The sequence below is a fragment of the Flavobacterium beibuense F44-8 genome (assembly GCF_000769915.1).
GTDB lineage: Bacteria > Bacteroidota > Bacteroidia > Flavobacteriales > Flavobacteriaceae > Flavobacterium > Flavobacterium beibuense.
The window spans coordinates 202,424-224,495 of sequence record NZ_JRLV01000005.1 but is presented as its reverse complement, the minus strand read 5'-3'; the positions used below and the strand labels follow the sequence as shown (position 1 = coordinate 224,495).

The window sequence follows — 22,072 nt, the reverse complement described above, 5'->3', positions numbered from 1 at the left end:
TATGAACTATAACTTTTTTAAATATAATAATCACAGGGTAACTAGCATACCTAATGGTGACGTTGAACTTATCCTAAAACCAATGGAAACAGGATTAAGTGCACTACCTCTTGTGGTTGAAGGAAAAATTCTTTTGGCTTACGGTAACAAAAAAATCGTATTAAAGGATAGTATTACCAATAACACATTATGGAGCATTACACTTCCGTATGTTATAAGGGACTCCCTTATACACGGGGAACAAATTTTCCTTTCAAACAATACATCACTGTTTGTACTTAATTTTAAAACAGGTGCAATTACAGCAAAAGAAGATAATTGTAACCCTAACCTCATAAATGCTGTAGTGTATGAGAAGTATATTATTTGGCCTACATTTATTGATAATACTAATAAGGTTATGATTTTTGATACGGCAGAAAGGAAAGTTTCAGGTAGTTATACCTTACCTGGAATTGCTTCGTTTATGTTACTTGAGGAAAATAATATTATATACAACACATACCCAAATAAGATATATAGCCAAAAAGCTATAAACGCAGAAAAAAACTGGGAACAGGTTATTACACAAAAAAATCCTGCTGAAGAATTTGTAAACGATTATCCGTTTATAATAAACAACAGCATTTTCCTTACGTTATTCCCGCATACAGTTAAAAGTTATAATCTCATAACAGGAGCGTTAAATTGGGAATTTAGCTCTGGTACAGGCATTAATTCGTTCTCGGCTAACTTTTGTAATGATAATGAAATTGCTTTGTTTTCAGGAAATACCATTTTTCATTTAGACAGTAAAAACGGAAACTTAATTAAAAAAACAGAACTCGGTGGTGCTTTAGGTATTAGTTCGGGAGCTTATCAATTAAGTTTTACAGATGGTAAGAAAGCAGTGTTTTACTCTTACACGTTACAAAATATTATTGTTATTGATATTATTACGCTAAAAGAATCAAAAAAAATCAGCTTGAAAAAAGGTGTAAAACATCCGCCTTTTATTGCTAATAATAAACTTTTTGTATTAGATAAAGACGGTAACCTATATTATTAACAGCTATGTTTTTCAATACACTCAAATCGTACTTAAAATATATACTGCAGTCTACCACATCAGAAAACGGACAGTATAACTTTCAGAATACTTTCTCTGAAGTACTTAATCACGATACCACTCACGAAGAAGCTTTTACATTACTTATGGCACTTGTACCTCATGTACTGCCTAACTTTTTTGATGAAACAATTAGGGAAATATACCCCGAAGGAGGCGAGCTACCGGAGTTAGCCGGAGTGAAGGAAGGAAACCACAGAGGGATGATATGCACCGGGGAAACCATACTTTACCTTTTAGCAAAAAGCGATGTAAATTACAGGTTACAAATCCAGCAGATATTCTCTCCAAATCATTGGTTTTACAAAAAAAACATCCTTATGCTGGAGGATGTTAAACCCGGAGAACCTCAAATGAGTGGCAAACTCATACTCCCTGACGATGTAATACACCTACTATGCTATGGTGAAGCTATTAAACCCAAGTTTGGAGTTAACTTCCCTGCAAAAGAAGTAAATACCGAAATGGAATGGGATGATCTTGTGGTTAATGAAAATATTGATTCTCAAATAAAACAAATAAAACTTTGGCTGAAACATCATAATACGCTCCTGCATGAATGGGGAATGAAAAAACACATACTACCCGGTTATCGCACTTTACTTTATGGTCCTTCGGGAACCGGAAAAACCCTTACAGCGACATTATTAGGTAAAGAGTTTAACCGTGAGGTATATCGTGTTGACCTATCTCAGGTGGTATCAAAATATATTGGAGAGACCGAACAAAACCTTGAAAAAATATTTACACAGGCCGAACATAAAGACTGGATATTACTTTTTGATGAGGCTGATGCCCTTTTTGGGAAACGTACAAGTACAAAATCGTCTAACGACAGGTATGCCAATCAGGAGGTTAGTTACCTACTACAAAGAGTAGAGAGTTTTAGCGGACTGGTAATACTCACCTCAAATTTTAAGAACAATATTGATGATGCTTTCCTGAGGCGATTCAATTCAATTATAAGATTCTCCAAACCAACTTTTGAAGAGCGCATAAAACTTTGGACCAACACCCTTCCTGAAAATATTGAAGTGGAAGAAGGGCTTATACCACAACTGGCACAACAGTATGAACTAACCGGAGCCCAAATTGTTTCGGCTATCATCCACGCTTCCCTCCTTGCATTAGGTGAAGGCAGTAAAAAATTATCTAAAGAAAATTTACTGCTTGGTATTAAAGAAGAATTCAATAAAGAAGAAAGGCAGTTTACAGCAATTTAAATTGGTTTTTCCTTATTTTTAAATAAGTTATAAAGTACTACCCTTACAAAAAGGGGTTATTTCCCCTTGTAAGATAAGGATTAATAGGCATAGATTTGTCGGGAATCAAAAAACCAAATTAATCATGGAAACAGAAAACTCTAAATCACTTACACAGCCAACACAGCTTATAAGTTATTCTAAAGCAAAAGAACTAAGTGCAAATTTTGTTGCTCAAAAATCAGGTAAACACGTTACATCATCAGGTCAGGAAGATGCAAATGCAGTTTGGTTTTCACTGGAAGAACTAGAAAAATTTATAGAATATATTAAGAATGAAGGTAATAACCAGGGTTATACTGTAGATGGAGTAAGAGTTTATCTTGGTGTATACTCAAACAATGAAACAGTAGGAAGAGCCGGCTATACAACTATGTTTATGACAGCTACCGGTCGTAAGGCTAATTTGACTACTCCTATATCCGGAGGAGCTACATCAAAGGATATTACCACTGTTAATCCGCTTAACTATGGTTCAATGGGTAATCCTCCTAAAATGCAATATGGGATTTAATTTATGTTAGAAGATTTAAGATTTGGTATAGTATACTTGTCTTTGTTATCGGGTATTTGTGGACTTGTTTTTTTACACAAACTACCCGGTAATAAAGCTAAATCCATTTTATTGTTAATATGGTTATCTACAGCTACAGAGCTTGTAGGGAAATACTTTACTATATGGACAGGTTTATTAAACTACTATGTCTTTAATCTTTACATATTAATGTCATTTTCCATATATATATTATTATTAAAGTCTCTTATAAAGACCAGGACACATAAAAATCTGGCTTCACTATTACTCGTTATATTTTTAGTATTTTATTTTATTAATTACTTTTTTATCCAAAACGAATTTGGTCAGATTTTAACTAACAGTTATACAGTAGGCGTATTAAGTATTATTATACTTAGCTTTCTCTATATGTTTGAGCTGTTTAGCTCTAATTTGGTACTTAGTTACAGTAAGTCAGTTTTTTTCTGGTTTGTGCTGGGTATACTTATTTTTCATGTTCCCTTTTTACCGTTTATGTTGTCGCTAAAGTGGTTTTTGATAGATTATAATCCATCTATCTACGGACTAATAATATTTTTCTTAAATTTACTAATGAATTTTTGCTTTTTAGTAGGGTTCATATGGAGCGAGAAGAAATACAACTACTAATCATATCATTTAGCATTGTACTTTTTACACTGTTATTGACGCTGTTTATACTTTTTTACTTTTTTCAGAAAAAGAAGTCTAAGTTCTTAATAGAAAAGATGACTGCCGAACTGGTTTTCCAGTCGGAACTGACCAAGTCTAAAATTGAGATAAAAGAACAAACGTTAACAACTGTAAGTAAAGAGCTGCATGATAATATATGCCAAATTCTGTCGGTAGCATTAATGCAGGTGAACATAATATTGTCTGACGAGTCCAAGTACACAAAGGCAAACATGCTTAACCTTAAAGATCTTATAAATAAATCGTTAGGTGAAATAAGGATGTTATCAAAACTGATGAACGGTGATATTGTACTGGAGTCCAGTTTTATTGAAGCACTTAATGAAGACCTTGAGAGGATAAAACAGCTCAAAACAATTAAATGTAGCCTGAACATAACGGGAAAGGTTCATGATATAGACAAGGAACACGAGACTATTATATACAGAATTTTACAGGAATCCATTTCAAACATATTAAGACACTCACATAGTGAGACCATCGATATAAATATTGCTTTTACTGATACGAATTGTAACATTATTATTAGAGATACAGGCAAAGGATTTACCCTGCAAAACATATCTAAAGGCAACGGATTTACAAATATGGAAACAAGAGCTCAGCTTATAGGGGCTACTTTTAAAATTGATTCTGAATTGGAAAAAGGTTCACAGGTAACAATAAATTACCCAATCGCCATAGAAGAATATGCTTAAACATGAGTAAAATAAAAATTATAATAGTAGACGACCATTTATTGTTTTCACAATCACTTTCCTATCTGGTAGGATCGTTTGAAAACTTTGAGGTTGCCGGGATTTACAACAACGGTAAAGAGTTTATCACGGCCGTAAAAGGAGGTATTAAACTTCCGGATATTGTTTTGCTCGATGTGAATATGCCAATAATGGACGGCATTGAGACCATGAAATGGATAAAGCAAAACCACCCTGATCAAAAGGTAATAGCACTTTCGGTAAACAATGACGAAGATACTGTAATGAGAATGATTACCAATGGGGCAAAAGGTTACCTTTTAAAGGATACCGATCCAAAGAATTTTAAGGAAGCACTGGAGGAAGTATACAGCCGAGGCTTTTACTATTCTGAAATGGTATCGGGCTACCTTATCAACAAGCTCAATAATGACAATAAGATTGTACTGAAGGAAAGGGAAATAGAGTTTATAAAACTAGCCTGTACCGAAAAGACATACAAAGAGATTGCCGATGGCATGTGCCTTAGTCCAAAAACCATTGACGGCTATCGTGAAAATCTCTTTCAGAAACTCGAAATCAAAACACGAATAGGCCTTGTGCTTTATGCCATAAAGCATAAAATAGTTTGCATATAGAGTTTATCCCTACATTAAACTTTATGTTTAGAAAAGCAGCCCAAGGGCTGCTTTTCGCTTATTATTACTTATTATTTTCGAACTTAAATACAGTTTTTTGGTAGTACTTCTCCCCTTTTCTTAAAACAGCCGATGGAAAGTTATCCCTGTTTGGCGCGTCGGGAAAGTTTTGGGTTTCAAAGCATATACCGCTTAACGAATGGTAAACAGCACCATCTTTGCCTTTTAGTTCATTACCGCAGTTACCTCCCACATAGATATGTACCGATGGCTGATTGGTTTGCACCGTCATTTTTAAGCCTGATTTCTCGCTCGTTAATAGGGCTGCAACCTGACTATTATCCTTAATTACAAACGAAGTATCTATTACTTCCGGACAATGATTTGGTGTTAGGAAATGGTATCCTTTATCGGCAGCAGCAATAAAGTTGCCTGTTGGTATATTTAGACTATCTGTTTCAACAATTGTATCAGTAAAAACCTGTAATTGCTGGTCTTTTACATTTCCTGTATGTCCGTCAAGGTTAAAATAACTGTGTTGGGTTAGGTTAATTACAGTATCCTTATCGCTAACAGCAGCATACTCTGCAATTACTTCGTTATCTTCAGTTAACGTATAGGTAACTTCAATTGTCATTTCTCCCGGGTACTGTTCTTCCCCGTCAGGACTCATGTATTGTAATTTTATAAAAGGATTTGTTGCGATTCCGGCCTCGGTCATTTTCCATACCGCTCGTCCAAAACCAACTGTACCACCATGCAGGTGGTGATCTCCTAAATTAGTATTAAGCTGATAGTCTGTTCCGTTAAGGGTAAACTTACCATTTTTTATACGTCCGGCATAACGCCCCATCACAGCTCCAAAATAAGGCGCCGATGGCAGGCTGTATGAGTCTATATATCCCTGTACATCATCAAACCCCAATACAACATCTACAGACTGGTTGTTATTCCCTAAAACTTTTAGTGATGTAATGGTAGCTCCATAATTGGTTACGGTAAGCTGACTTCCTTTTGAATTGGTAAGTGTATAGCTTTTAATTTCGGTACTGTTAGGCAAAGTGCCAAATGGCTTTTCAATAAAATTGAGTGAGGTTGTATTATTCATTAAATACGGCGAGGTTAAAATAAAAAAACAGGCCCTGGAGCCCGATTATTAAAATTCAAAATTAAAGCCTTTTTTAGTTAGCTTCTCATATATTTTCTGGTCAAATTCATAAAGTTTGGCAGCACGATGGGAAACATCTTTTTGTTTTTCATCAAGCTCAACCAAAAGCTTCATTCTTAATATCTTACGCCTAAAGTTTGACTTATCCATTTCAACTCCAAGTATCTCCTCATACAGTTTCATCAGCTCGAAAAGCGTAAACTTTTCAGGCAGTAAGTTAAACCCTACGGGAGCCTGCCTTACCCTGTTACGAAGGTGTTCAAGACTGTAGTCTAAAATGTCGTTATGGTCGTAAATAAGTTTAGGAATATCAGCTATTTTATACCATTTAGCGTCAGATGCCGTAAAACCGGCTCTAACATCATAATCTTCTTTCTTAATAAGGGCAAAGTATCCTATGGTAATTACACGTCCAAGCGGAAAACGATCGGGTTCTCCAAATGCTTTAAGCTGTTCCAGGTATATACTGTCAAGCCCTGTAAGGTCGGCCAAAAGTCTGTGAGCAGCATTATCTATGCTTTCTCTCTCGCGTATCCATCCACCGGGTAAACCCCACTCCCCTTTTCTTATACCTTCACCATGCTGTACAAGTAACACTTCCAGCGATCCTTTATCGAAACCAAATATAACGCAGTCAATCGTAATGGAATTCATTACCGAACGCTCTATTACTTTTCCAGACTCCTTATCGATAATTTTTTTCACCTTCATTTCTTTTAAAACGTCAACGAATATAGGGATTTTTTTGAAAATGCTAATATCTCTACTTTTTTTTCAATTCCATCACATATAGGGGTATAAAATTATTAAATGCAAATTTTTTTAGACATTATTTTGTTAATATTAAAAATAAGTTTTATACTTGTGGTCAAATAAACCATAAGTGAAAACGTTTTAGTGCTTTATGAATTTAACATCACAAATAAGTAAAAGTAGTATTTATCTTATAACAGCTGTTGCCAGTTTGGGCGGGTTGCTGTTTGGTTATGATACTGCAGTAATCTCTGGAGCAGTAGGTGCTCTTGATGATTTTTTTATTAATAAAATTTCAAACGATGTAATCGCTGCTTCAGCAGCAATAACCGAATTTAAAGTTATAATTACATTATGCACAGTAGCAGTTATTGGTTTAACTGCTTCTTTTATTTTAAGGTTTTACAAACGTAATACTGCATTTGCCATTATTACTGCATTAGTGGTTCTTGGTGGGGCGTTTTATTATTATCAGTTTTTAACCCTACCTCCGGTACTTACAGAAAACCTTCAAAATTCAATTTTAGGATTTATGGTGAGTAGCGCGCTTGTAGGATGTATTATTGGTGCCGCTGCAGGCGACAGAATCGCAAACTCTATAGGTAGAAGAAACGGGTTGCTGTTATCGGCAGCCCTATTTATTATATCTGCCACAGGATCGGCTTTTCCTGAGGGAATGAACATATTTTTTGGCAGCAGCAGTCTTACTTCCTTTATTGTGTATAGAATAATAGGTGGTATAGGTGTTGGGCTTGCCAGTATGCTTGCTCCGCTTTACATTGCCGAAATGGCTCCTGCCAATATTCGTGGTAAGCTGGTATCATGCAATCAGTTTGCTATAGTAAGTGGTATGCTTATAGTATACTTTGTAAATTATTTTATTGTAAAAGGACAATCTACCGAATGGATTAATACAGACGGATGGCGTTATATGTTCCTATCGGAAAATATTCCTGCTACCCTATTCTTCCTTTTCCTGCTGTTTGTACCAAAAACACCTCGTTTTCAGGTGATGAAAGGGAAAGAGGCTGAAGCTTCTGCCGTACTTACAAAACTTAACGGACCGGAAAAAGCAGGAAGTATATTAACAGAAATTAAAGGCTCTTTTAATGTAAAAAAAGCGCATTGGCTAACCTATGGATGGGCAATAGTAATAATAGGTATTCTATTATCGGTATTCCAGCAATTTGTAGGGATTAATGTAGTGCTTTATTATGCTCCCGAAATTTTTAAAGGTATGGGGCTGGGTAATGATGCTTCTATGATACAAACCATAATTGTTGGTGCCATTAACATGCTGTTTACCGTACTTGCCATATTTACAGTAGATAATTACGGACGTAAAAAACTAATGCTTATAGGTAGTATTGTAATGGCTATCAGTATGCTTGGATTGGGTTCTGCACTTTACTCACAAAGTAGCCAAACACTGTCCCTACTACTTATGCTGCTTTACATAGCAGCCTTTGCCATGTCGTGGGGACCTATAACATGGGTACTCCTGTCTGAAATATTCCCTAACAAAATAAAAGGGGTTATGGCTGTTGCAGTTGCAGCTCAATGGCTGGCAAACCTTGTTGTATCATGGACATTCCCTATGATGAACAATAACGAATCCCTTACACAAATGTTTAATCACGGCTTCTCTTACTGGATATACGGTATTATGGCACTGCTTTCGGCAATTTTCATCTGGAAGTTCGTGCCCGAAACCAAAGGAAAAACCCTGGAAGAAATGGAGCAACTGTGGATAAAGGATAAAACTGAATAACAATTATCATCTATTAATAATAACAAATGTATTTTCTAGGCATAGATTTAGGAAGCTCGTCAATTAAACTTTCGGTACTGGATGCCGAAAGGGGGACTACTGTATCATCTGTAACCGTACCGGAATTTGAAATGGAAATCACCGCCCCACAGTTTGGGTGGGCAGAACAGGATCCGGAGAACTGGTGGCAGTATGTAAAAAACGGAATTGCTTTACTTAAAACAAAACACAATACCGATATCAGCAAAATTGCAGGTATTGGTATAGCATATCAAATGCACGGACTGGTACTTACCGATGAAAAACTGAATCCGGTAAGACCTTCCATTATATGGTGTGACAGCCGTGCGGCACAAATTGGCGACAGTATATACAATAGTATAGGAGCACAAAAATGCCAGTCACAAATACTGGGTAGCCCGGGTAACTTTACCGCATCAAAGCTTAAATGGGTTAAGGATAATCAACCCGAACTGTTTGACAAAGCAGCACACGTAATGCTTCCGGGCGATTATATTGCTGCAAAACTATCGGGTGTAGCACAAACCAGTACATCCGGACTATCGGAAGCGGCACTTTGGAATTTCCCTGAAGGCAGACTTGCTACCGAAGTGTTAGACGCAATGGGATTACCGGAAAGATTAATCCCCGAGATTGTTCCAAACTTTGGTAATCAGGCACAAATACACCCTGATGTTGCTACCGAGTTAGGACTCAACCCACAGGTAAAAATTACGTACCGTGCGGGAGATCAACCTAACAATGCGTTATCGCTTAACGTATTCAAACCGGGAGAAATAGCCACCACAGCAGGTACATCTGCCGTGGTTTATGCCGTTTCAAAAAATGATATTTATGATGCCAATAACCGCATCAACACCTTTTTACATGTTAACAATGCGCCAAATGACAAGCATAACGGCGTAATGCTTTGCATAAACGGATCGGGTATTTTATACCAATGGCTTCGCAAAATAATGAGTACCGACAGAAACGGACTTATTTCATATGAAGCATTGAATGCCGAAGCGGCAAAAGCACAGCCGGGTAGTAAAGGGCTTCGCTTCTACCCTTTTGGTAACGGTGTAGAAAGGATATTCAATAATAAACAAGTGACTTCGGGTATACAAAACCTGAACTTCAACATACATCAGTCGGCACAACTGGTACGCTCTGCCTGCGAAGGGATAGTGTTTGCCATGAACTATGGTTTTGATGTAATGAAATCTATAGGTGCCGGTGGCGATTTAGTTCGCGCTGGGGAAGCCAACCTGTTTTTGAGTCCGGTTTTCAGGGAAATTTTTGCCAATACTACTCAAACCACAGTAGAGCTGTACAACACATCGGGGGCCGAAGGTGCTGCCCGTGGTGCGGCATACGGTTACGGGTATTATGCCTCAATTGGTGAAGCTTTCGAAAAACTGGAATGCTTAGAATGCATCGAGCCTACTGCACACCTCACCTCGCAGTATGCTGATATATATAATGAGTGGAAGAATAACATTAATTTACAGGAATAAAAATGGACACAAAGACCCAATCTTTTTTTAGTACAATAAACAAAATACAATATGAAGGCAGAGAAAGCAGCAACCCGCTTGCTTTCAAATGGTATGATGAGAACCGCGTAGTTGCAGGTAAAACCCTTAAAGAACATTTACGTTTTGCAATGGCTTACTGGCATACGTTATGTAACACAGGAGACGATCCGTTTGGTAGCTCTACCGAAACATTTGCATGGAACAAAAGCGAAAACGCTATTGCAAGAGCAAAAGATAAAATGGATGCAGGTTTTGAGTTCATGTCAAAACTATCTATCCCTTATTACTGTTTCCACGATGTGGATATGGTTGACGAAGCCCCTACCCTTGCCGAGTTTGAACAACGCATCCAGACTATGGTAGAGTATGCTAAGCAAAAACAAGAGGAAACAGGTATCAAACTATTATGGGGTACTTCTAACCTGTTTACTAACCCCCGTTACATGAACGGTGCTTCTACCAACCCTAACTTTGATGTGGTAGCTTATGCAGGAGGACAGGCAAAAATCGCTCTTGATGCTACTATTGCCCTTGGCGGAGAGAACTATGTATTTTGGGGTGGTCGTGAAGGTTACATGAGCCTTTTAAATACCGATATGAAAAGAGAGCAGGAACACCTTGCCATGTTTCTTAGTACTTGCAGGGATTATGCAAGAAAACAAGGCTTTAAAGGTACTTTCCTTATCGAGCCAAAACCAATGGAGCCTACAAAACACCAGTATGACTTTGATGCTGCTACATGTATTGGCTTTATTAACAAATTTGGATTACAGGATGATTTCAAATTAAATATAGAAGTAAACCACGCTACACTGGCGGGACATACTTTTGAACACGAACTTCAGGTTGCTGCCGATGCAGGCCTTTTAGGAAGTATAGATGCTAACAGGGGAGATTATCAAAACGGCTGGGATACAGACCAGTTCCCTATTGACATTTATGAGACTACACAGGCTATGATGGTATTACTGCAAAGCGGTGGCTTAACTACAGGTGGGGTAAACTTTGACGCTAAAGTACGCCGTAACTCTATAGACCTTGAAGATAAATTTATTGCACACGTTTCCGGTATGGACACTTTTGCCCGCGGACTTATTTGTGCTGAACATGTACTTAAAAATACAAACTACTTAAAATTACGCAAAGAGCGTTACCAATCTTTTGATGGTGGCAACGGTGCTAAGTTTGAAAAAGGAGAGCTCACTTTAGAAAACCTTAGTGAAATTGCACGTCAGCAAGGTGAACCACAACCTATAAGCGGAAGGCAGGAATTATTTGAGCAAATAATTGCTAACGCTTACTAGGTAGCAAAAACAAACAACGAACACTAACTAAACATTCTAACTATTATGGAAAGTAAAAATTGTCTTTCGTCAAAAATGCGTACAATTTGCTTATCATTGCTTCTTTCTGTATTACTGGCTCCTGCGGCTTTTGCCCAGCAGTCGGTTGTAGTAAAGGGGCAGGTTATCTCTGCCGATGACGGCCTTGGTTTACCCGGGGTAAACGTTATGGAAAAAGGTACCAGCAATATAATAAGTGCCGATATTGACGGTAACTACCAAATTAGCGTTAGTCCTGACGCAACACTGGTATTCAGCTACATTGGCTTTTCTTCACAGGAAGTGGCTGTAGCCGGCCAGTCTACTATTAACATTACAATGCAGTCTGAAGCTTCAGAACTGGACGAGGTAATCCTGGTAGGTTACGGTACCCAAAAGAGAAAAGTAGCTTCGGCTGCTACCTCTGTGGTTAGCGGTAAAGACCTGCAGCAAACTAACAGTATTGATGCTGTTGGGGCTTTACAGGGACAAAGTTCAGGTGTATCCATTACCTCTACATCGGGTCAGCCGGGAGCAGGTATGTTGGTTAACATCCGTGGTACCGGGACTGCCGGAAACAGCACTCCGCTTTATGTGGTAGACGGTGTTGTGGTAGACAACGGTATCGGTTACCTTGATCCATCTGTTATCGAAAGGGTTGATATCCTTAAAGATGCCTCTGCTGCCTCTATTTATGGTGCAAGGGCTGCAAACGGTGTTGTTTTAGTAACAACAAAAAAAGGATCTCAGGGTAAAATGAACGTATCGATTAACAGCTACACCGGTTTCCAAAATGCATATAAAAAACTGGATTTACTAAATGCCCGTGAGTATGCTACAATTATGAACGAAGCCCGTGTAAACTCAGGTTTTGCTCCGCTTTACTCTCAGGATCAGATAAACAATATGGTTGATCACGACTGGCAGGATGACCTGTTTACTGAAGATGCAGTTAAACAAAACCACTCCCTGTTTATTAACGGTGGTGATAAAAAAGCTACTTATGCCACCGGCCTTTCTTACTACGGTCAGGATGGTTTAATAGGTGGTGAAAACAACCAGTCTCACTACGATCGTATCACTTTTACAATGAACTCAACTTATAATCTTATTGATGATCATTTAAAAGTAGGTGAAAACTTCTCTTACGCCAGGACAAAAAGCAGAGGAGTACAGGACGACGGAATATACAACAATTCAATAAGAGGGTTTATGAATACTCCGCCAAACTTCCCAACTTTTGATGAGAACGGCGAGTATGCTTCTTCAAACATAAGTTCAGATATTACAAATCCTGCCGGATTAATGTACTACAACAACTTTAACGAAAATAAATTAAACCGTTATGTAGGTAACATTTTTGCCGAAGCCAGCTATGCAGGATTTACATACAGAACAAGCTTTGGTATAGATATTAGCGATTCAAACTATCGTTCATTCACTCCGGAGTACAATCTTTCATCTGTATCTTATAATAACATTTCATCTGTTACTCAAAGTGCTAACCAAAACTTTTCATGGATTTGGGAAAACACTTTAAACTACAAAACCACTTTAGCCGAAAAACATAACATTGATGTGTTAGTGGGTATGTCGGCAAGGGAAAGAGTGTCAGAGTACCAAAGTGCTACAGGTCAAAACCTTATTTTTGACGATTTTGAGCACGCTTACTTAAGCAATGCTACTAACCAGCAGCAGAATACAGTATCGGGCGGACGTACAGACTATAATATCCTTTCTTACTTTGGCAGATTATTATATGATTATGATAACAAATACCTGTTTACTGCTACAATAAGACGTGATGGTTCGTCAGAGTTTGGTCCAAACAATAAGTTTGCTGTTTTCCCATCGTTCTCTGCAGGTTGGAACATTGATCAGGAAGAGTTTTTCCCTACAGATGCTTTTGTAAACTCTCTTAAACTACGTGGTAGCTGGGGTCAAAACGGTAACGATCAGTTTGATAAAGGTTTTGCCTACATGTCAACCATCAGTTCTTACGACAAAAACTACCATTTTGGTACAGGAAGCGACGAGCTACCATTATTGGTAGGTTCCAGTCCTGATAATTTAAGTAACCCTGATTTAAAATGGGAAACTTCAGAACAGTTAGACCTTGGTTTTGATGCAAGGTTATTTAATGACTTCACTTTATCTTTTGATTATTACGACAAAACTACTAAAGACTGGCTTGTACTAAAGCCAACACCACTTATTGCAGGTGCAGGTGCTCCTTTTGTTAATGGTGGTGACATTAACAACAAAGGTTTTGAGATTTCTGCAGGCTATTCTGCAAACATGGGTAGCGATTGGAGAATAATAGTTAACGCTAACTTCTCTCATAACAAAAACGAGGTTACCCGTGTTGCCACACAAAACGGAATTATATATGGTGAATCTAACCTTTTATTTCAGGGTATTGACGAGATTAACCGTGTAGAGGAAGGCCAGCCTATTGGTTACTTCTACGGATTACAAACAGATGGTATTTTCCAAAACCAGGCAGAGATTGACGCTTATGCTCAAAACGGAAATCCTGTACAGCCAAACGCACAGCCTGGTGATGTGAAGTTTGTAGACCGCAACGGTGACGGTGTTATTAATGCTGACGATAAAACCAATATTGGTGACCCTAACCCTGATTACTACTATGGTTTAAATGTACAGTTAAACTACAAAGCTTTTGATTTCTCTGTTTACACTTATGGTGCAGGCGGTAACCAAAACGTTTATGGTGTAAGGGATTACTCAAGACCATTCTTTAACTATACTACTGATATTTTTGACAGATGGACCGGTGAAGGAACTTCAAACAGCACTCCTAGAGTAACTTATGGTACTACCTCAAATGGTAATTATACCAAATTTTCAGACCTTTACGTAAAAGATGCAGGTTTCTTCAGGATTAAAACCGTGACTGTAGGCTGTGATTTAACGAAGCTTACAGATGCACTTAAATTTGCAACACAGTTCAGGATTTATGCTTCTGTAAACAACCTGTTTACATTTACAAAGTATAAAGGACTTGACCCGGAGGTTGGTTTCGGTAACGTAAACCAGTCGTGGGCAAGAGGTATTGATGTGGGGTACTACCCGCAACCAAGAACTTATATGATAGGACTTAGTGCTAACTTCTAAAAATGGCTGAAAAAATGAAAAATTACATTAAAATATTCGCACTTACATCCTTATTTGTTTTAGGTTCATGTTCTGATGATTTTATCGAAAACGAACCGTATACAGATAAGGTAGAAGAAAACTTCTATAAAACACCTCAAGATGCTTTTGAAGGTCTTGTTGCCGTGTATGATGTTTTACAAAGAGAAGGTTACGGTGGTTGGTTACTTACAACCGAAATAGCTTCCGATGACTGTTATGGTGGTTTTGGTACTGCCGATAACAACGTGTCTTTAGACTGGGACCGTTTTGAATTCACTTCAGATAAAGAAATGAACAAGCCTATATGGGAAACCTGCTATATAGGTATTTACAGGGCTAACATTCTTCTTGAAAATCTTGATAACGTAGAATGGGGAGCTGATGAAGATCTTAAAGTAAGATATGAAGCCGAAGCACGTTTTTTAAGAGCGCACTTCCACTTTGAATTGGCAAGAGTATTTGGTGACATCGTTGCTTTAGATCATACTCTTACCAATGAAGAGTTTGAAACTCCAAGATCATCGGCAGAAGTGACTTATGCACTTATCGCTGAAGACTTTAAATTTGCTGCAGATAACCTGAGTGATGATAACTACTCTCAGCCTTCGAACGCCAATTACGGTCGTATAACAAAATGGGCTGCAGAGGCTTACCTTGCTAAAGCATTCCTTTTCTATACTGATTACTACAACGCTTCAGATCTTGCAGGTGTAGTATCTAAAACAGAAGCTACTGCTTACATCAATGATGTGGTAAATAACAGTGGGCATGACCTTGTGGGTGACTTTGCCAGCCTTTGGGTTGCTGCTTCATATTCTCAGGATATTGCTTATGCAGGTGAAGGAAATAACGAAATGGTATTTGCTATTCGCTACAACAGCTCCGGTTTAGGAGACTGGGATCTTCATGAAGGTAACCGTTTCCAGGTTAATATCGCTATAAGAGGTGGTAACTTAGGCCCTTACGCTCAGGGATGGGGTGGTGCAACTGTAACTCCGTCTTTATACAATGCTTATGAGACAGGTGATACAAGAAGAGATGCTACCATCATTAACTTTGCGGGTGAAGAACTTGACTTTGATGCCGAAGCAAGAGGACAAAGACAGTTTACAGGATATGCATGGAAAAAATTCTGCCCTATAACAAACGAAGCCGGTGAAGCTCTTGTTGCTGCAAACGGTGGTGATTTCCAAATTGATAACTACGAAGATTACCCTGTAATACGTTTTTCTGATGTACTGCTTATGGCTGCCGAACTTAACCTTGACTCTAACGCAGGTTTTGCACAAACTTGTTTAGACAGAGTAAGGGAACGCGCTTTTGGCGATGATAATCATAGTGTTACAGCCTCTATGGAAAACATTATGAATGAAAGACGCTTAGAACTTGCTCTTGAAGGTCATCGTTATTTTGACCTTATAAGACAAGGTGTAAATACTGCCAAAACGGCTATCGATGCTTCTGGTATGGGAGGTGAATTTGAAATAAACTTCAGGACAGAAACAGAAGGATGGTTTGCCCTTCCTCAGTCTCAGGTATTACTTTCAAATGGTTCTATACAACAAAATCCGGGTTGGAATTAATTATTAATTTAAAACGTATGATTATGAAAAAATACTTTAAAATAATCACGGTACTTGTTTTTGCAGGAGCTTTGTTTTCCTGTGATCCGCAGGAAGATCGCGACGATTTCCCTGCTTTGACACTAAGCTCAACAGACCTGAACATTAGCGTGACTCAGGATCCTGAAAACGCGAACCGCGTTATAATGACAAACAGTACGCAAGGTATTATTCCTTACTGGAATTATGTTGATGCAGAAGGTAATGATCTTGGTCACTCTAACAAGCACCAAAACGCAGTTATGTTCCCATTTGCGGGTACTTATACTGTTTACTTTACTGCTTATACTCAAGGTGGTCCTGTAGCTGCAAGTCCTATTGTAGTGACTATAGACTCTAATAACGAAGAATACTTTAGCGATCCTGAATGGGGTATGCTAACTAATGGTGTAGACGGTAAAACATGGGAGCTTGATTTCTTTGACCCTATCGGGTGGGCAGGTCTTGACTTCCCTTATAATCCTGACGGTAGCGACTACTGGAACTGGTTCCCTGATTATGCAGGTAACAGCTGGGTTATGGAAGAAAAAGACTGGGGTGAAATGAGCTTTAACCTGGATGGTGGTTACAACTCAAGTGTTACCCAAACAGCTTTAAACTCAAACGACCAAACTACTAAAGAAGGTGGTTTCTCTTTTGACATTGAAGGGCACAGCCTTACTTTTACCGGTGGTGTGGAACTGCTTTACGGTGGTGACTACTACCCTGATGTAAGCAACTGGACTACTACAAAAGTTGTAGAACTTACTGAGAACTCTTTAAGGCTTGCGGTTATTCGTGACCAGAGCCGCACAGGTGAAGGAGTATGCTTAATTGTATTCCACTACAAGCCAAAAGAATAATACTTAATAAATATCGATAAGCGGAAAAACCACTTATCGATATTTTTCTATTAGCACCATGACAGTAAAACATTTAAAAGCCATACAGTTTTTTGCCTTAACAGGCTTTTTGTTGCTTGCTTCCTGCGGGGGCAAAAATAATACTGACTTTAGTAATCGTAAAGTAAGCTTTAACGAAAACTGGCAGTTTTACCTTAGCAAAGACAGCAACGATACCATTATTGATAAAAACCAGACAAGAACACTTAATGTTCCGCACGACTGGAGCATTGAGCTTCCTTTTGACGAGAACAGCCCTACCGGAATTGGCGGAGGTGCCTTAAACGGTGGATTGGGATGGTATGTAAAAACATTTAAAGTAGCTGAGAAAGACAGTACAAAAATCACTTCTGTTGTTTTTGATGGAGTATATATGAATAGTGATGTTTGGGTAAACGGACATCACCTGGGCAATCGTCCAAACGGGTATTTGGGTTTTGAGTACAACCTTACCCCTTACCTTAACTATGGTGAAAAGGAAAATGAGATACTGGTTAAGGTAAATAATTCAAAACAGCCCAATTCAAGATGGTATTCGGGTTCGGGCATATACAGAAATGTATGGCTAAAAACAACCGATAAGGCACACGTAACACAGTGGGGAACTTTTATAACAACCCCTGTAGTTACCAAAGATGAGGCTGTTATTAACCTTGAAACTACTATTAAAAACGAATATCCTGAAGCAAAAGAACTTGTAGTAACCACTACCCTTTTTAAAGATAATTCAGAAATCGCATCTGTCTCTAAAAAAATTAATATAGCCGCAAACAGGCAACACAACATTCTACAGGAGGTTAAGGTAAATAACCCTGTTTTATGGGAGGTTGAAAAACCCGAAATGTATACGGCTGTAACACAAATCTCTTTAAATAATGTAGTTGTAGACCAGTACAAAACACCTTTTGGCATTAGGACATTTACATTTGATTTGAAAAAAGGATTCCTGCTTAACGGTAAGCAGGTAAAAATAAAAGGTGTTTGCCTGCACCATGATTTAGGTCCGCTTGGATCGGCAATCAATACAAGGGCTATAGAACGTCAGTTGGAAATAATGAAGGAAATGGGAGTTAACGGCATCCGCACCTCACACAACCCTCCTGCCCCTGAGCTTTTAGACCTTTGTGATAAAATGGGCTTTATTGTAATGGACGAAGCCTTTGACATGTGGGCACAGGCCAAAACACCACACGATTACAGCAACTACTGGGACGAGTGGCATAAAAGGGATCTTGAAGACCAGATTTTGAGAGACCGTAACCACCCTAGTGTGTTTATGTGGAGCATAGGTAACGAAATACCGGAACAATGGAATGATAAAGGAGCCGAAATAGGTCGTGAGCTTTCGGCAATCGTAAAGGCTATGGATAACACCCGCCCTGTTACGGCTGCCATGAATCCACCAATAATAGTGAACAGTGGTGAAGTAAACATACAGTTCCAAAATACTGCCGATAAACCTAATGCACTGGCAGCATCGGGGGCGCTGGACATCATCGGTTACAATTATGCACATCAAACCTATGAGAAGCATCCGGTAAACTTCCCTAAAGTTCCGTTTATTGCTACCGAAACCACTTCGGCACTGGCTACAAGAGGATATTATGACACCAGGTCAGACACCGTTAAAATGTGGCCTAAACGTTGGGACATTCCGTTTTACGATGGTAACCTGGGTAATACCGTATCGGCTTACGATCAGGTACAGGCACCTTGGGGATCTACACACGAGGCTACATGGAAAATCATTAAAAAACACGACTATCTTTCGGGTATGTACATCTGGACAGGGTTTGATTACATAGGCGAACCTACACCTTACCAATGGCCATCTATAAGTTCATACTTCGGTATAGTAGACCTTGCAGGCTTCCCTAAAGATGTGTACTATATGTACCAAAGCGAATGGACCGATAAAACGGTACTGCACGTTTTCCCGCACTGGAACTGGAAAGAAGGACAAACCGTAGATGTTTGGGCTTATTATAACAATGCCGATGAAGTAGAACTGTATCTTAACGGAAAATCGCTTGGAAAACGCAGCAAACAAAACGATGATCTGCATGTAATGTGGCGCGTTCCGTTTGAGGCAGGTACCTTAAAAGCAGTTTCCAGAAAAGATGGTAAAACCGTACTGGAAAAAGAAGTAAAAACTGCCGGAGAACCTGCTAAACTACAACTTACAGCCGACAGGGAAACCATTAAAGCTGATGGTAATGACCTGTCTTTTATTACTGTTGATATTACAGATGATAAGGGTGTATTTGCCGCTACTGCTAACAATGAGATTCATTTTAGTGTAAAGGGCAACGGTAAAATTGTAGGCGTTTGCAGCGGGGATCCTGTGAGCCATGAATCTTACAAAGGTAACAGTCATACCTCCCTTAACGGTAAATGCCTCGTGATAGTACAGGCAGCAAAAGAAGCCGGAACCATTACCCTAACCGCATCGGGAGATGGATTAAAAGAAAATACTATCACTATAAATACAGTAAGTGACCAAGAAGAATAAAAACTAATGAAAAACAGATTAACACAAATTTCTTTAAGCCTCTTTATGGCCACCGCAGCCATACAGGGTGTTAGTGCGCAAATACAAAATGCGCCTGTACTTAATGCCCCCGTGGATGTAAGTACCGACTTTGAGAATTATGCTAATACCTTTTACTTTGCCGACGAGCTGGCTTCGTTTGATCCTAAAACCGGAAAAGGTACCGTAAAATATACCCGTTACAATTACAAAACGCGTCAGGCATTCAATAACATGATGATGAAGCCTGATACCGTAGCGGCAAATGAATTCCCTGCTACAGAATATGAAGCTGCTCCTGTACTACCTTTCAGTATCGAGTTTGTTTCAGAGCGTGCCATAAGGATAAAAACAACATCGGGTCCGCAGTTTAACCAACCGAAAGAATCACTGATGCTGGTAAACGGCACAGCGCCAAATCATCCTGAAAACTGGAAATACAGCAAAACAGCAACGGGACATAAATATACAAGCCAATACGGCAGTGTGGAAATACAAACCAATCCGTGGCACGTAAAAATATATGATGCAAAAGGTAAGCTGCTTACCTCAACGCTTCATAATTCAGACCTTCAAAACACTTACACCCCGGTACTGCCGTATTCTTATGTTCGCAGAAACAGTGATTACTCCCGTAGTGTAGCCCCTGTTTTCAGCCTTGAGCCGGATGAGAAGATATTCGGTTGTGGTGAATCGTTCACCCAGTTTAACAAACGCGGGCAAAAAGTAGTTTTATGGACAGATGATGCAAACGGTGTTCAAAACGAAACCATGTACAAACCTATTCCGTTTTACATGAGTAGCCGTGGGTATGGTGTTTTTATGCATACCTCTACCCCTGTTACGGTCGACTTTGGTAAATACTTTGCCGGTGCCAATAAAATGATGATTGGCGATGACGTTGCTGACCTTTTCATATTTATTGGTGAGCCTAAAGATATCCTTGACGAATATACCGATCTTACAGGTAAGGCTTCTATGCCACCGCTATGGTCGTTTGGTTTCTGGATGAGCCGTATTACTTACTTTTCAGAAAAAGAAGGACGTGAAATTGCTAAAAACCTTCGTAAAAATAAAATACCAAGTGATGTTATCCACTTTGATACCGGATGGTTTGACGTAGACTGGAGAAACAACTACGAGTTTGCTTCAGAACGTTTTGATGCCCCGACCAAAATGATGGCAGATATGAAAAAGGACGGATTTAACGTATGCCTGTGGCAGTTACCGTATTTTACACCAAGAAATACCCTGTTTAACGAAATAGTTGATAACGGTTTAGCTGTTAAGGACAGAAAAGGTAACATTCCTTATGAGGATGCCGTACTGGATTTCTCTAACCCCGAAACCGTAAAATGGTATCAGGCAAAACTAAAACACTTAATGGATCAGGGTGTGGCAGTATTTAAGGTTGACTTTGGGGAGGCTGCACCGGCCGAGGGTATTTACCACTCAGGTCGTACCGGCTTCTACGAGCACAACCTCTACCCGCTTCGCTATAACAAGGCTGTAGCCGAACTTACCCAAAGAGAAAAAGGTTATACCCTTATATGGGCAAGAAGCACATGGGCTGGTAGCCAGCGTTATCCGTTACATTGGGGTGGTGATGCCGCCACTACAAACGGAGCGATGTCGGCTACACTACGTGGCGGACTTTCATTAGGACTTTGCGGATTCAGTTTCTGGAGTCATGATGTGGGAGGTTTCGTTACTAAGTCGCCAGAAGAACTATACAAAAGATGGACTCCGTTTGGTATGCTTACCTCACACGTAAGAAGCCACGGTGAACCACCTACAGAGCCTTGGTTGTACAGCGAAGATTTCCTTAAATCATTCAGGAATGCCGATAATATGCGTTATGAACTGATGCCGTACATCTATGCTCAGGCGAAGGAAAGTTCTGAAAAAGGATTACCAATGATGCGTGCCCTTTTTGTGGAATATCCGCAGGATGCAGGTTCATGGTTAATTGATAACGAATACCTGTTTGGATCAGATATGCTTGTTGCCCCGTTATTTGAAGAAGTAACCGAAAGGGATGTATATCTTCCGCCGGGACAATGGGTAGATTACCAAACCAAAAAAGTATATAATGGCGGATGGCACAGAATTGCTGCCGGTGAATTACCAATTATCGTGTTGGTTAAAAGCGGTACAGCCATCCCTCACATAAAACTGGCTCAGTCTACAAAAGATATGGACTGGAGCAGGCTTACCCTTAAAGTATATGCTGCCGAAGGTACTACTACAGCTACAGCTAAGGTATACCTACCGGAAGGGAAAGCGTTACAAAACATAAAACTTACTAAAAAAGGTAACGGATTTGAAGTGGACAGCAACCCTCTAAGCGGGGAAACTACCTTTAAAACCGAATGGATTAAATAAATTAAG

General features: G+C 39.1%; 15 protein-coding genes. 13 read left to right on the top strand and 2 right to left on the bottom strand.

What is annotated here, in order from left to right; translation table 11 throughout:
- The first annotated feature begins 1 nt into the window (after window position 1).
- The 5 genes from Q763_RS05995 to Q763_RS05970 all read left to right on the top strand — a co-directional run bounded on the left by Q763_RS05995 (window position 2) and on the right by Q763_RS05970 (window position 4,934).
- On the top strand, window positions 2–1,048 hold the full coding sequence (locus Q763_RS05995; protein ID WP_035132157.1) for a PQQ-binding-like beta-propeller repeat protein: 1,047 nt from the start codon (window positions 2–4) through the stop codon (window positions 1,046–1,048).
- Between the two features lie 5 nt (window positions 1,049–1,053).
- Window positions 1,054–2,331: an ATP-binding protein gene (locus tag Q763_RS05990; RefSeq protein ID WP_035132154.1), complete on the top strand. Its 1,278-nt coding sequence runs from the start codon at window positions 1,054–1,056 to the stop codon at window positions 2,329–2,331.
- Between the two features lie 124 nt (window positions 2,332–2,455).
- Window positions 2,456–2,884, top strand: coding sequence for a hypothetical protein (locus tag Q763_RS05985; protein ID WP_035132152.1), 429 nt, complete (start codon window positions 2,456–2,458; stop codon window positions 2,882–2,884).
- Window positions 2,885–3,507: 623 nt separating this feature from the next.
- Window positions 3,508–4,296 carry a sensor histidine kinase gene (locus Q763_RS05975; protein WP_035132148.1) on the top strand — a complete coding sequence of 263 codons (789 nt, stop codon included), beginning with the start codon at window positions 3,508–3,510 and terminating at the stop codon, window positions 4,294–4,296.
- A 2-nt stretch (window positions 4,297–4,298) separates the two neighbouring features.
- Window positions 4,299–4,934: a response regulator transcription factor gene (locus tag Q763_RS05970; protein ID WP_035132146.1), complete on the top strand. Its 636-nt coding sequence runs from the start codon at window positions 4,299–4,301 to the stop codon at window positions 4,932–4,934.
- A gap of 64 nt (window positions 4,935–4,998) precedes the next feature.
- Here Q763_RS05970 and Q763_RS05965 read toward each other — a convergent pair whose 3' ends face one another.
- A complete protein-coding gene (locus Q763_RS05965; RefSeq protein WP_035132144.1) occupies window positions 4,999–6,042 on the bottom strand; it encodes an aldose epimerase family protein in 1,044 nt (347 codons plus the stop codon).
- A gap of 48 nt (window positions 6,043–6,090) precedes the next feature.
- Entirely contained in the window at window positions 6,091–6,813 is a 723-nt protein-coding gene (locus Q763_RS05960) for an NUDIX hydrolase (protein ID WP_035132142.1), read from the bottom strand.
- 193 nt (window positions 6,814–7,006) lie between these two features.
- On the opposite strand from Q763_RS05960, the gene xylE reads away from it, so the two are divergent.
- From xylE to Q763_RS05920, 8 genes are read left to right on the top strand one after another with little or no spacing between them, the layout of a single operon-like run.
- Entirely contained in the window at window positions 7,007–8,626 is a 1,620-nt protein-coding gene (gene xylE, locus Q763_RS05955) for a D-xylose transporter XylE (RefSeq protein WP_035132140.1), read from the top strand.
- Window positions 8,627–8,652: 26 nt separating this feature from the next.
- Window positions 8,653–10,146 (top strand): xylulokinase, encoded by a 1,494-nt coding sequence (locus Q763_RS05950; protein ID WP_035132137.1) that lies wholly within the window; start codon window positions 8,653–8,655, stop codon window positions 10,144–10,146.
- Window positions 10,147–10,148: 2 nt separating this feature from the next.
- Window positions 10,149–11,471: a xylose isomerase gene (gene xylA / locus Q763_RS05945; RefSeq protein ID WP_035132135.1), complete on the top strand. Its 1,323-nt coding sequence runs from the start codon at window positions 10,149–10,151 to the stop codon at window positions 11,469–11,471.
- A gap of 45 nt (window positions 11,472–11,516) precedes the next feature.
- Window positions 11,517–14,627: a SusC/RagA family TonB-linked outer membrane protein gene (locus tag Q763_RS05940; RefSeq protein WP_035132133.1), complete on the top strand. Its 3,111-nt coding sequence runs from the start codon at window positions 11,517–11,519 to the stop codon at window positions 14,625–14,627.
- Between the two features lie 14 nt (window positions 14,628–14,641).
- Window positions 14,642–16,231, top strand: a complete 1,590-nt coding sequence (locus Q763_RS05935; RefSeq protein WP_035132271.1) for a RagB/SusD family nutrient uptake outer membrane protein — start codon at window positions 14,642–14,644, stop codon at window positions 16,229–16,231.
- 23 nt (window positions 16,232–16,254) lie between these two features.
- Window positions 16,255–17,112: a hypothetical protein gene (locus Q763_RS05930; protein ID WP_035132268.1), complete on the top strand. Its 858-nt coding sequence runs from the start codon at window positions 16,255–16,257 to the stop codon at window positions 17,110–17,112.
- 58 nt (window positions 17,113–17,170) lie between these two features.
- A complete protein-coding gene (locus Q763_RS05925) occupies window positions 17,171–19,663 on the top strand; it encodes a glycoside hydrolase family 2 TIM barrel-domain containing protein (RefSeq protein ID WP_035132131.1) in 2,493 nt (830 codons plus the stop codon).
- 6 nt (window positions 19,664–19,669) lie between these two features.
- Window positions 19,670–22,066, top strand: a complete 2,397-nt coding sequence (locus tag Q763_RS05920) for a glycoside hydrolase family 31 protein (RefSeq protein ID WP_035132129.1) — start codon at window positions 19,670–19,672, stop codon at window positions 22,064–22,066.
- The last annotated feature ends 6 nt before the right edge of the window (window positions 22,067–22,072 follow it).